Consider the following 12,887-nt stretch of genomic DNA (forward strand, 5'->3'; position numbering starts at 1 on the left):
TCGGTCCAACAAGCAGCTTGAACTAATGCGTCGCCATCACGTTGGTGATATTGTATTGGTTGAAGAGCTCGAAGGAATCGGTTCCAATTGGATTGTAACTGATAGAGATCTGGTAGTAGAAGTCATGGCTTTAGGTGTTAATCCTGAAGCGTTAGCCGTTCGAGATATAGTTACTCGCTCCGTCTTAGTAGCTAGGGAAGATGATAGCCTCATTGGCTCTTTAGAATTAATGAAAGAAAAGGGCATTCGTCGTTTGCCTGTTGTAGATAATCATCATGTACTAATTGGCATCATTACTATGGATGATATAACAGAGTTGTTGGCAGAAATGTTGCACAAGGTAGTAGGGGTTGTTGATAATCAACAAAAAGTTGAAAAACAGCAGCGAGTTTGATGATTCATGAGGGGAATTCCTCTTTCATCGGAGTCTATTTTTTGGGGTCTCAATATTGTTTAAAAGAGATGTCAATAAAATGAAGGCTATACGAGCTTTTTTCGCTGTAGCATTACCGCAATCCATTCAGAAAAATATCTGGAGTGTTTTGGAACCCCTGCGGAATGCGACACCAGCTAATCTCATCAGATGGACAACCCCCACGTATTTCCATATTACCCTGCAATTTTTACAAAGGCTGGAAATAGATCATATACAAGCTTTAACGGATGGAGTGCATAAGGTATTTAAAAATAAAAATAAGTTTTATCTTGAATTGGGCACGTTAGAGTGGTTTCCTGCATCTAAAAAACCAAGGCTTATTTCTTTATCTGTAGGACCGCAAGATATCTTAAGAGACTTATCAGCAGGGATAGGGCAAGTGATTAGTGGATTAAATTATCCTGTGGAATCTCGACCCTTTCGAGGGCATTTGACTATTGGCCGAGTAGTGAATCACAACGTAATGCTTCAACAGTTGCTTCCTATGGAGTTACCCATTATTCCACCAGTTCTTATAGAGGAATTCTATTTGATTGAAAGCAAGCCGGGTAAGGAAGGAAGCAATTACTTTCCTCTAGCACAGTTTCCCTTACAATAACGTGGCTTGGATTAGGCAAAATCGTAATCTGGAAGTAGCTGCTCAAGCCTGGGCGCCTACGCATGAAAATTTAAATTGAATTTAATCTGGCTATATTTTCTGCATCCCGCGATATGTTCGTGGGATGCAGAATTGAGCAATGTCGCTAGATTCCTTGGAGAAACCGCGGAACGTAGAAGACAAATTTTTTTTTCACGCGTAGGCCTTGTGATTTGGAGTAGAAGCAATTGTTTCTTCCAACTTTTTAACCTTACTCCCACTGTCAGTGCAGCTAAAGAAAGTGTAATTACAAGTCATTCGCTTATTAATTAAAATAGCAGCAAGATAACCTACCCCAAGCAAAAGCACACCTAAGGTGACATTAGCCAGAATATATTTCCATTCCTCACGATGTTGGTTTAAAACCTTTTTTGATTTATCAATATGCACTTTAGTGTTTATTTTAAACGACTCTAAAGCTTTTGTTTCGTCCGGTTCCTTATTATCGAGGTAATTTTTTATCTCAGTATGAAGATTAATAGCGAGGATATTAGCTGCGTTATAGGCATCTTCTTCTTTCCTTGCTTTTAATTCTTTAGCTTTTTGTTCGATTAGTGTTATGTGCTGAAAAATGGGAGCTATTCTTTCCATGCGAGCAATGTATATCCCTTTTTGTTGCTGTAAAGCTGCTTCATAGCGTTTTTCAGCTTCTTTGTTTTGAGAAATTATAGATTGCAACTGGTTTATATTGAATTGTTGTTGTCTGATCTTCTCTTGCAAAATCTGAATTTCTTCTCGCATTCTGTTTTGAGCGAACTGCATTTCTTCATTATCTTCTATAGAGACTTTAATGAGTTCTTCTCTCAATTCCCTGACGGTTTGCTCTTTTTCACTTAACGCTTGTTGTAATTGCTCCAATTGGTCAGTTAATTGACTTAACTTCTTTTTAAGATCTTGAGTGTTATTTCTATTAAGGGAGTTTTCTTCACTTAAAATGTGTTTTTGGTTGCTAAGCTCCCGATTGTCGGAGAGGAGTTGTTGTAATCTTCCATTTAAATCTTCTAATTCTCTTGTTTGTTTTTGTACAAGCTCCTGTAGAACAGGGATTTGTTGGGATGGTTGACTTAGCGAATGGATGCGCATGTCTTTTTCTTGTAGGTTTCCCTGAAGTGTCTTTAATTGCGATTGTAATTTTTCAATTTCCTTGGTAAGAGAAGCAATCGAGAGTTGAGCAGAGGATGTCTCATGCTCACTAGTTTTGACTTTCCTTTGCAGATCCTGATTTTTTTCTTCTTTTTCTAATAGTTGTTGTTCTAATTGCTGAATTTTTGAAAGTTTTTCTTCAAGCTGCTGGCTGAGTGTGTTGATCTGTTTTGCTAGATGAGAGCGAACCTCTTCTGACTTTCCAGTGACTTGCTGGAGTTTTTCTTGCAGGGATGAAAGGGAAGACTCAGCTAAGGATTTTTCTTGAGTGACTTGTTTAGTCGTTTTTTGTAATTCCTCTAATTCCTCTGTTTGCTTTTGTACAAGTTCCTGAAGAGAAGAAATCTGTTGAGATGTCTGATTTAGCAAATATTTACTTATCTCAGACTCTTGCAGTTTTTCTTGAAGTTGTTTTAATTGGAATTTCAAATTTTTGACTTCTTCAGCCAGAGACGTAGTTAAATGTGTAGCAAAAGATTTTTCAGATTCACTGGTTTTGATTTTTTCTTGCAGTTCGTGATTTCTTTTTTCTTTTTCTGATAACTTTTGCTCTAATTGCTGAATTTTTATAAGTTTTTCTTCAAGCTGCTGGTTAACTGTGCTTATCTGGGTTGTTAGATAAGAGCGAGTCTGTTCTGATTCTTCAGTTAATTGTTGAAATTCTTTTCGCAAGGACGAAAGAGAGGATTCGGCCAAAGATTTTTCTTGAGTGATTTGAGTGATCGTTTTTTGTAGTTCCTCTAATTCTTTTGTTTGTGTTTGTACAAGTTTCTGAAGTACATTAGTTTGTCGGGATGATTGACTTAGCAAATAATTATTTATATTGGCTTGTTGTAGTTCTCCCTGAAGTTCCTTTAATTGTGCTTGTAATTTTTCGAGTTCCTTTTCAAGGGAATCAGCAGAATTTTGGGCAAGGGACTTTGCATCTTCACTTAATTTAGCTTTTCTTTGCAGTTCTTGGTTTTCTTTTTCATTTTCTGCTATTTGTTGTTCTAATTGCTGAATTTGTAGAAGTTTTTCTTCAAGCTGCAGGCTGAGCGAGTCAACCTGTTGGGTCAGGCGAGAATGAGTTGTCTTTGAATTTTGGGTTAATTGTTGCAACTCTTGCTCACTTAGCTCTGCTCTTTTTTGTTGTTCTTGATATTTTTCTGATATTTCTTTAGATTGTAAAAGTAATTCGGAGATTTCTGCTGTTCGTTGTTGCAGTAGTTGCTTGAGATCAATTATAGTCTCCTCCATTTCAGAAGTTCTTCTGGTGGAAAATTGTAATAATTGATGCCATTCGTTGATTTTGGCAATTTTGGCACTTGGATTATCCATCCTTCCTTTAAATACATCACTTGCAAAGGCCAGTTCGATGCGTTCCCATAGTTTGTTATTGCTCAGAATGCGTTCAATTAAAGGAGACGGTGTGGATTCGCTCAGCTCTTCCAAACAAATGGTTGCAAGTTGATACCCGCTCATTTTGTTCAACTCTTCTTCTGGTATAGGATAGAAGAAAGAACTTTCTTGATTAGGTAGGACGTTCTCAAGAGAGGGTTCAGTTAATGCGCCTAAATTGCGTTCTGCCTCTTGGAAAGCGCCTAACTGTACTTTTAATGATTTTATATTCTCGCTCACTGCATCATCCATACCAAATGCTTGAGCTTGTTTTATTACTTTAAGGGTATTAATAATGCCATTGCCTAAAGTCAACAAGGTTTGGGCTTTAACCCAAACGGAGTCTTGATGTTCCCGAGAGTAAAGTTGACAAGGCTTTTCAAAAGCAGCAAAGCGGGATAAATTTAAAGTCATGGGATCTATTGAAAATAGATGACGTAATACAACGCTTTCTTTATAGAATGGAACAAAAGCATGCCCATGAATCGCTTCACCACCACTATGGTCGTAAGGAGTAAACATATTTACATTGATCGATTCTTTGTTTTCCCAAATGTTGTTGGTTTCCCAGGTGGCGGCTAATTGATTGACGTAAAGATTAAATTGTGCACTTAACTTAGATAAATCCAATGAGTTGCCATCAAAAGGCGAATTTTCGATCATCGGAGTTTTTAGGATATCTGACCATTGCTTTACAGTTTCAGAGAAAGGCATTGAGGATTCAGTAGGTAATGTTAAGGGTTTTATTTCTATAATACTCTGATACATATTTTCGGATGGGGATATGTCTTTTAAAAGAGAAATTTTCCCTAAACGATCTTCTAATAGTTTTGCCATTTCAGCAGCGAATATCGCACAATGGCCTTCAGGGCCAAAAGTAATGCTTCCAAAGGAATCCATACACATATATTTCGCCAGTCTCTTTTGGGTTTCTTCGCTTATCATGTCAGTAGGGATGTTTTTGAGAGCGCTAGTTACAATTTCAGTCAGTAACTCATGATTTAGCTTGGATTGTAACTGCTGAGCTTTTTCGGCCATGGCAGGAAATAGGCCATTGATTTTTTTATAATTAAGAAAATAATCTTTGGTCAGTTTTTTGTAATTGAGCAATCCACGATTTTCATAAGCATAAAGGAGATTGTCGTTATTCTGGTGATGGGCAAAATAACGGAAGGCATCTCCCCAGTCTATTCGTCCAAATTGCTTGTTTTTTTCTTTTTCGCTGTCTTTAAGAACAACAATATTACCACTGTGAACGCTATGAGCCCCTAATAATAAAGAAAACATAAGGCCATAGAAAGACCGAAGTATTTGTTTTGTTTGGTAATTTCAGTGTAATAGCTTGGGCCAAATAAGGTTTCTTTCACTTCATCCCGGTCCTTGCCATCACTATAGCTTGTCCCAATAAGCTTATGTAATTCATCAAAAGAAACTAAGGGTTGTATCAGGCCATAGGAACCTTCTTTAAATTGAATAACATCAGCACAAATTAAGGAAGGGAAATAACGCTCATCAATTAATCCCCGTTTCATGAATTCTCTTAATAGCAAACCTGCAAATAATTCAGTAAATAATTCGCGTTGATCAGCTGGTTTTTTTATAAAAAATTCTTGACCAGTACCATCGGTGGTTCTGTAAAAACCGTCTACGTCGCTTTTATTTTTTCCGCCTTGCTTTTCTTTAAATCGAACTATCTCTTTACCTTGATAAATTAACATGTGTATTGATCCAAAATTAAACTTTACGTAATTATATCAATCAAAAACTAAAAAAACATTAAGAAAACATTAAGAAAACATTAAGAAAACCTTAAGAATTTTTTTGAGACTTGGGTTTGTATTGTGCGCTAATTCTTGCTTTGGTGGTTGTTTTTTTACGTCTCATTAAATAATAAAGACTGACAGCGCTAAAATAAGGAAATCCCAAGAGGGTAATAATATGTTTTATTGAGTTCGTTGTTGCCATATCAATAATTAATCCGGCTATAAAAAATAGCTGGAAAGCGCGATTTTTAGCAAAGTCAGGTATGAAAGGTTGGAACATTTTTAATCCATTAAATTTTATGTTAATTACACAGCCATTTATTTTCTGCAATAATGGAATAGACTTCATTATCACCAATTACAATATGATCGAGCAGACGAACATCTACTAATTCCAGGGCATTTCGGATGCGCTCTGTAATTTCTATATCTTGCTGACTGGCATCCGATACACCGGAAGGATGATTATGAGCCAAAATTAAAGCAGCAGCATTTAACTGGAGTACGCGTTCTACTATAGGTCTTGGGTGTACTGATGCTGAGTTTATAGTGCCAAAAAATAATTCCTCATAAGCGATGATACGATGTTGATTATCTAGAAAAAGAGCAGCGAAAGTTTCATTTTTGTAGTCTCTTAAGCGCCTTTTTAAGAAAATATAAGTCTGTTTGCTATTGGATAGCTGGATTTCCTTTTGCAAATGAATAAAATCACTACGACGGCATATTTCTTTTGCTGCTTGCAGTTGAGCATAACGCGCCGTACCCAATCCCTGGATTGATTTAAAATTTCGGAGATCAGCGTTAAGGATGTTACGTAAATTTCCCAAGTGCTTAGTTAGTTCGTAGGCTAATTGCAAACAAGATTTTTTATTGCTGCCAGAGCTTATAAAAACCGCTAATAGTTCAGTGTCAGAAAGGTTGTGTACTCCATTAGTGAGTAGTTTTTCGCGCAGGTCTAGCTGTCGCGCTGATTGGACAAATGTCATTTTGTATTCCTTTTATATTCCTTTATTGCGAAGTTTATGCTTTGATCAAGGTTATTCTTATCAAAAATGATTAGTCATGCAAGATTTTATTAATAAAAAAATTCTTCTTGGTGTTTGTGGTGGCATTGCTGCTTATAAATCAGCTCATCTGATTAGAGAATTGACTTATTTAGGTGCTGAGGTAAGGGTTGTCATGACTCAGGCGGCCCAACAATTCATTAGTCCTTTATTGTTGCAAGCATTATCAGGTCATGAAGTGAGAACGGATTTATTTGATACTCAGGCAGAACGAGCTATGGGACACATTGAATTAGCAAGATGGGCTGACTATTTATTAATTGCCCCTGCTTCAGCAAATTGTCTTGCTAAAATGGCGCAAGGTATTGCGGATGATTTACTTTCAACATTGTATCTTGTTGCAGAAACACCTGTTATCGTTTGTCCTGCCATGAATCGAAGTATGTGGGCACATCCAGCCACCAAGGCAAATTGTGAGCTATTAAAAGAAAGAAGTGTGATTTTTGTTGGTCCTGAAGAAGGTTCGCAGGCTTGTGGAGAGCATGGGTTAGGACGTGTTAGTGAGGCGGATCAGATTATTAATACTTTGCGATTACTGGATGTTAATCAATTATTATCAGGGAAAAGAATCGTGATTACTGCAGGCCCTACTCGCGAATTGATTGATCCAGTTCGCTATTTAAGTAATTACAGTTCTGGGAAGATGGGGTATGCAATGGCTGAAGCTGCAGTGATGGCAGGAGCGCAAGTCACATTAATTAGTGGTCCATGTAATTTGTCTGCTTTTGCGGGTATTGAGCTCATAAGGGTAGAATCAGCTCAATCCATGCTGGATGAGGTAAAAAAGCATTTAAAAAAAGGGGACCTGTTTATCGGTGCTGCTGCTGTGGCAGATTATCGAGTGGAAACACCTGCCTCAGAAAAAATGAAGAAAAGTGAGCATTCTGAATTAACGCTAAAGCTGATGAAGAATACTGATATTCTTTCTGAGGTGGCTGAAAGTGGTAAAGCTTCCTTCGTTGTTGGATTTGCAGCAGAGACAACAGATCTTATTCATTATGCGAAAGAAAAAATGAAGAATAAGAAACTTGATATGATAGTTGCAAACCAAGTGGGCAAAGGGATAGGCTTCGAAAATGATGTAAATCAAGTGACAGTAATCACAAAAAATAAACAGATAGAGTTGCCATTAGCTCATAAAACTCGTTTGGCGGGGCAAATTATTGCAATCCTTGCTGCAACTCTGCAAAATAGTGCCCGTTAGAATTACTAAGGGTCATTATGCATCAAGTTATTCAGCTAAAAATTCTCGATTCAAGGATTGGCGAGGCTATTCCTCTACCTGCTTATGCTACAGATGGAGCTGCGGGCCTTGATTTACGCGCATGTATTTCGGAGCCTATGCAGGTTGCACCTCAGCAAACTGTCTTGTTGCCTACCGGTATTTCTATTTATATTGCTGATCCAAAAATGGCAGCTGTAATTTTACCAAGATCAGGTTTGGGTCATAAAAATGGTATCGTTTTGGGTAATTTAGTGGGATTAATCGACTCGGATTATCAGGGAGAGCTCAAAATTTCCTGTTGGAACCGGAGTCAAGAGCCTTTTATAATTAACCCAGGGGATCGCATTGCACAATTGGTTTTCATTCCTGTCGTCCAGGCTACTTTTGAAGTAGTGAATCAATTTACAGAAAGTTCTAGGGGTGATGGTGGCTTTGGCAGCTCTGGGAGGAATTAAATGATCTATCAACAAAAACAAATTCCTCGCTTTGTTTTTCGTGCCTATGATATTAGAGGGATTATAGGTAAAGATTTGGATGAAAATTCTTTTTATTGTATAGGATTAGCAATTGCTTGTTATTTACAACAATTAAATCGTCAACAAATCTTTGTAGCTCGTGATGGACGTCTAACCAGTTTTGCTTTAGCTACTGCTTTAAAAAAAGGCTTATTGGATGGCGGAATAAACGTGGTTGATCTGGGGGCTGTGGCCACACCTGTTATGTATTATGCAACCCATACTCGTGGAATAGATTCTGGCTTGATGATTACTGGAAGCCATAATCCGGCTGACTATAATGGTATTAAGTTAGTATTAGCAGGTAAAACATTAACCCAGGAAGACATTGACGTACTTTATAGTTTGCTTGGTGAAAGCAAGCAACCATCCATTTCTGGTGAAGAAACGACTCTGGATGTGATAGAGGATTATATTCAACGTATCGTCAGTGATATCAAACTGAAACGTCCTTTAAAAGTAGTTATTGATTGTGGAAATGGTATAGCTGGCCCAATTATTCCTAGGGTGATTTCGGAATTAGGTTGTGAGGTTATTCCGTTGTATTGCGATGTGGATGGTCGCTTTCCCAACCATCACCCAGATCCCTCAATAGAAGCAAATTTGGTTGATTTAAAAGCCGCTGTCATAAATCATCAAGCAGACATTGGCCTGGGTTTCGATGGGGATGCCGATAGGCTTGGTTTAATTACTAATAAAGGAGAAGTGATTTGGCCTGATCGCTTAATGATGTTCTACTCAAGAGAAGTTTTAAGCCGCAATCCAGGATCTACTATAGTTTTTGATGTGAAGTGCTCAAGCCATTTGGCGAAGGAGATTCATACAGCTGGGGGGGTTGCGAAAATGTGTCCAACCGGTCATTCTATAGTGAAAGCAGTCATGAAAAAAGAACAGGCTATTTTAGCTGGTGAGATGAGTGGACATCTTTTTTTTAAAGATCGTTGGTATGGTTTTGATGATGCTTTGTACAGTGCATGTCGCTTATTGGAAATAATTAGTTCATCTCATTTGACAGTAAGTGAACAATTTGAATTAATTCCTAATAGTATAAATACCCCTGAAATAAAAATAGCTATTACTGATGAAGAAAAATTTCATTTTATTAGACGCTTTAGTGAAGTAGCTGATTTTCCAGATGGGAGGATTTTGGATATTGACGGTTTGCGCGTTGAATTTCCTAACGGCTGGGGCTTGTTACGAGCTTCTAATACTACCCCCTGTTTGGTTGCCCGCTTTGAAGCAAAAGATAAAGATAGTTTAGAGCAAATTCAGGGTTTATTTAGAAAGCAAATTCTATTATTGAATTCGGAATTAGATTTGCCTTTTTAAGTGTTATCTACGCCTGGTTACTAGATGCCAAACCTAGCATAGAATCTTGGCCTATTACGACTCAGGCAGCTTTCCATGTATAGGAGTAGGTCAAAATACCCCAACCGATTCCAGGCGATTCCAGTTTATGAAGTTGATTTTTGAATAGCGTATAGCATGATTTCCAGGACTTGCTTATTTTGGGTACGGCCCGGTATGTTTTCTTTTTCTACAAGCTGAAATTGATATTTATGTATTAATTCTTCGATATATTCAGGTAGATGGCTAAAGCGAGCGCTACTTTCCAATTTCCATGGTGTTGCAGCACTTATCTCAGTTGTGAAAATAAAAAAACCTTTTTGATTGAGTCGTTGTTGTAAATAGTTAAAAATATTTTCCAGATCCCCAAAATAAGGTAAAACATCGGCAGCAACTGCCAAGTCATAATATTTATTATCTTTCTTTAAAAAATCAATTAACTCGGAGCATACCAATAAATCATAAATACCCTTTTCTTTGGCTCGGGCGATCATTTTTTCCGATATATCAACTCCAGTTAAGTGCTTGCTTATTTCACGAAGCACCGTACCAGTTAGCCCTGTACCGCAACCTAAGTCGAGAACATTATTAACCTGCAATAGCTGAAATCGATGAACCAGACGGCCAATGTGGTGTGGAATAGTATAGTGTAATTGTCCTTGCATGTGTTGGTCATAATATAGAGCATAATTATTAAATAAATTTTGGGCATATTGCTCTGTGGTATCAGTGCAGGTTTCACCGGTAATTGCATTCAACATATGTTGACTGACCTTATCTTGAGGGTTAATTGCCAAAGCTTGTTTAAGGTAGTCACGCGCTGTATCGCGTTTCTCCATTCTTAAATAAATAGCAGCCAGGTTATTTAAGGAAGGGGCGTGATCTTTTTGTAAATGCAAGATTTGTTCAAATAAAATTATGGCTTCATTGAGATGCCCTAAAGCCATTTGAGCCACTCCAGAGTTATATAAGTACTCTATGTTATTGGGCTCTTTTTTAAGCAACACATCGTAGTGCATCAGAGCATTTTCAAATCTGTCATGATGCATAAATGTGGCAGCCAAATTATTGCGTGCGTCTATGTCCTCATTATCCAACGCTAAAGCCTTTGTGAAATAGTCAACTGCCAGTTGATTTTGCTCTCTTTTTAAGGCAACTACGCCCAAATTAATTAAGGATTGAACATGTTCACGATCATGTTCTAGTACTTTACGGAATGCTTGCTCTGCCTCTATGAGTAAGTTGTCTTCTAAATATAAAATACCTAAATAAAATTGTGCTTCGATGTGGTTGGGATTTAAGACAATCACATTATTAAATTGTGTTTTTGCAGCCGATAATTGGTTATTTTGAAGTAATAGTAGACCTAAATTAAAGTGTGCAGCACTAAAGTCAGGTTCTATATTCACCGCGGTAGCATAATGGTGCAATGCTTTTAGGTAATTGTTTTGCAGAGCATGGATGGTTGCCAAATTGTTATGTGCTTGAGCATATTTTGGGTTGATTTCAATCGCTTGTTGATAATATTTGATTGCTTCTTCCAATTGACCGCTTTTTTTATAGGCATTAGCAAGATTATTTAATAGTGCTGTGTCTTTGGAATTGAGCGTGCGAGCTTGCAAAAAATACAATATCGCATTTTCCATATCGCCAAGTTGAGCGTAGGTTAAGCCAAGAAAATGTAAACTGTCTATATGTTTCGGTGACCGGCTCAATATTTTTTCATACAAACTAATAGCTTGGGGAAGCTGGCCTTCGTATTGCAGTTTATAAGCTTGAGCAAAAAGAGTTTCTATTTCACCGTTCATATCGATCTGGAAGTAAAGCGCGTAATTGGCCTAAAGCTTTTGCGCGATGACTAATTCTATTTTTAATTTTAGCAGGTAATTCGGCAGCTGTGCATTGATATTCATTAACATAAAAGATGGGATCATAACCAAAGCCGTTTGTCCCGGACGGTTGTGTGCTAATAGCCCCATGGAATACACCAGTAGCGATTAATGGCGTTGGATCCTTAGCATGTTGTATTAGAGCTATAGCGCAATAGAAATAAGCATGTCTGTGTTCTTGGGGTAAACTAGATATTTTTCTTAATAATAATTGGATATTCTCTTCATCATTCGCTTTTATTCCAGCATATCGTGCCGAGTAGATACCTGGTTCTCCATTTAAAGCAGGCACCACCAAGCCAGAATCATCTGCCAAAGCAGGCTTATTAGCCAAAGCACTCACATGACGGGCTTTGAGAATAGCATTTTCTATAAAACTTAAGCCTGTTTCTTCTGCACTGGATATTCCTAATGCAGTTTGAGGAACGCATAAAATAGGTGTAAGTATTTGTTCCAATTCTTTGATTTTTCCAGGGTTGCTAGTAGCTAAAATAATTTCTTTCATTGTATTTCCGTGCTATTAATTTGGGGTGTTTCTTAGCTATTTTAAAATTTATAGGTTAAAATAGATACAATTTTAAATAAATTAAATAAATAATGCCTTTTACTCATCTTTTGTTAGCCTTATTAGTTGTCTTTGTGTGGGGAATTAATTTTATTTTTGTCAAGATTGGTCTTGAGGAAATTCCCCCACTGCTTCTTTGTGCACTGAGATTTCTCTTGGCCAGTATGCCAGCCGTATTGTTTATTAAACCTCCATCCGTGCCTTTCCGGATTATCGCTAGTTATGGCTTAATCATGTTTGGGTTACAGTTTGCTTTGCTTTTTATAGGCTTGCAAGTCGGTATGACTCCTGGGGTAGCGTCTTTGCTAATGCAAGTGCAAGTATTTTTCAGTATGTTTTTTGCAGGAATATTTCTGGGAGAGCAGCCACGAGCTGGACAGTTAATAGGGGCGTTGATTTCTTTCGCAGGCATAGGCGTAGTGGCTTTGCATTTTGATCATAATGTTTCTTTATTGGGTTTCTTAAGCATCCTTGCTTCGGCTGCTTCTTGGGGTTTTGGAAACCTTATTACAAAAAAAATTAATTCAGCCAATCTGATTGCAGTGATTGTTTGGAGCAGTTTTGTTGCATGTTTACCCATGTTTCTTCTTTCATTACTTTTTGAAGGACCATCAAGCTTGATAACCACTTATCAACACATTACTTGGAAAGGAATCCTTTCTTTATTGTATATCGTTTATATTTCAACATGGGTTGGCTATGGGGTATGGAATTGGTTGATAAGTCGTTACCCTGTTGGCATGATAGTACCTTTTACTTTACTAGTTCCTGTGGTAGGTATTTTGAGTTCTATTCTTATCCTGGGGGAGCCTTTTTATCTTTGGAAACTGGTCGCTGGATTGTTAGTTATTAGCGGGCTGTGTGTTAATTTACTAACTACGCTCTTCTTTCCAGCCAAAACTCAGCAACCTGAGGCGGTTTAG

12 protein-coding genes are annotated in these 12,887 nt (G+C 37.6%); 6 read left to right on the forward strand and 6 right to left on the reverse strand.

Features of this window, described 5'->3' with window-relative positions; all coding sequences use genetic code 11:
• Positions 1-25: 25 nt before the first annotated feature.
• The gene (locus OK13_RS06445; RefSeq protein WP_081964884.1) at positions 26-394 is read left to right on the forward strand and encodes a CBS domain-containing protein; all 369 of its coding nucleotides are present in this window, start codon (positions 26-28) and stop codon (positions 392-394) included.
• A 79-nt stretch (positions 395-473) separates the two neighbouring features.
• Complete coding sequence (thpR, locus tag OK13_RS06450) at positions 474-1,034, forward strand: RNA 2',3'-cyclic phosphodiesterase (RefSeq protein WP_035889120.1); 561 nt, start codon at positions 474-476, stop codon at positions 1,032-1,034.
• Between the two features lie 192 nt (positions 1,035-1,226).
• Here the strand turns inward: thpR and OK13_RS06455 are convergent, their stop codons facing one another.
• From OK13_RS06455 to radC, 4 genes are all read right to left on the reverse strand, one after another.
• A complete protein-coding gene (locus tag OK13_RS06455) occupies positions 1,227-4,883 on the reverse strand; it encodes a LepB GTPase-activating domain-containing protein (protein WP_081964879.1) in 3,657 nt (1,218 codons plus the stop codon).
• Positions 4,865-5,314 carry a hypothetical protein gene (locus OK13_RS15825; RefSeq protein WP_081964880.1) on the reverse strand — a complete coding sequence of 150 codons (450 nt, stop codon included), beginning with the start codon at positions 5,312-5,314 and terminating at the stop codon, positions 4,865-4,867. Before OK13_RS15825 ends, OK13_RS06455 begins: the two co-directional genes overlap by 19 nt.
• A gap of 91 nt (positions 5,315-5,405) precedes the next feature.
• A complete protein-coding gene (locus OK13_RS06460) occupies positions 5,406-5,639 on the reverse strand; it encodes a hypothetical protein (protein WP_035889060.1) in 234 nt (77 codons plus the stop codon).
• 22 nt (positions 5,640-5,661) lie between these two features.
• The gene (gene radC / locus OK13_RS06465) at positions 5,662-6,345 is read right to left on the reverse strand and encodes a RadC family protein (RefSeq protein ID WP_035889066.1); all 684 of its coding nucleotides are present in this window, start codon (positions 6,343-6,345) and stop codon (positions 5,662-5,664) included.
• Positions 6,346-6,421: 76 nt separating this feature from the next.
• Here radC and coaBC point away from each other — a divergent pair, with 76 nt between their 5' ends.
• From coaBC to OK13_RS06480, 3 genes are read left to right on the forward strand one after another with little or no spacing between them, the layout of a single operon-like run.
• Complete coding sequence (gene coaBC, locus OK13_RS06470) at positions 6,422-7,627, forward strand: bifunctional phosphopantothenoylcysteine decarboxylase/phosphopantothenate--cysteine ligase CoaBC (RefSeq protein WP_035889068.1); 1,206 nt, start codon at positions 6,422-6,424, stop codon at positions 7,625-7,627.
• 17 nt (positions 7,628-7,644) lie between these two features.
• On the forward strand, positions 7,645-8,103 hold the full coding sequence (dut, locus tag OK13_RS06475; RefSeq protein ID WP_035889070.1) for a dUTP diphosphatase: 459 nt from the start codon (positions 7,645-7,647) through the stop codon (positions 8,101-8,103).
• Complete coding sequence (locus tag OK13_RS06480; protein ID WP_035889071.1) at positions 8,104-9,492, forward strand: phosphomannomutase/phosphoglucomutase; 1,389 nt, start codon at positions 8,104-8,106, stop codon at positions 9,490-9,492.
• 125 nt (positions 9,493-9,617) lie between these two features.
• Here the strand turns inward: OK13_RS06480 and OK13_RS06485 are convergent, their stop codons facing one another.
• Both OK13_RS06485 and rdgB read right to left on the reverse strand, forming a co-directional pair.
• Entirely contained in the window at positions 9,618-11,318 is a 1,701-nt protein-coding gene (locus OK13_RS06485; RefSeq protein ID WP_035889073.1) for a tetratricopeptide repeat protein, read from the reverse strand.
• The gene (gene rdgB / locus OK13_RS06490) at positions 11,308-11,904 is read right to left on the reverse strand and encodes an RdgB/HAM1 family non-canonical purine NTP pyrophosphatase (RefSeq protein WP_035889075.1); all 597 of its coding nucleotides are present in this window, start codon (positions 11,902-11,904) and stop codon (positions 11,308-11,310) included. The genes OK13_RS06485 and rdgB overlap by 11 nt, the downstream gene beginning before the upstream one ends.
• Before the next feature lie 92 nt (positions 11,905-11,996).
• Between rdgB and OK13_RS06495 the strand changes: the two genes are divergently transcribed.
• The gene (locus tag OK13_RS06495) at positions 11,997-12,887 is read left to right on the forward strand and encodes an EamA family transporter (RefSeq protein ID WP_035889077.1); all 891 of its coding nucleotides are present in this window, start codon (positions 11,997-11,999) and stop codon (positions 12,885-12,887) included.

The organism is Legionella norrlandica, assembly GCF_000770585.1.
Taxonomy (GTDB): Bacteria; Pseudomonadota; Gammaproteobacteria; order Legionellales; family Legionellaceae; genus Legionella; species Legionella norrlandica.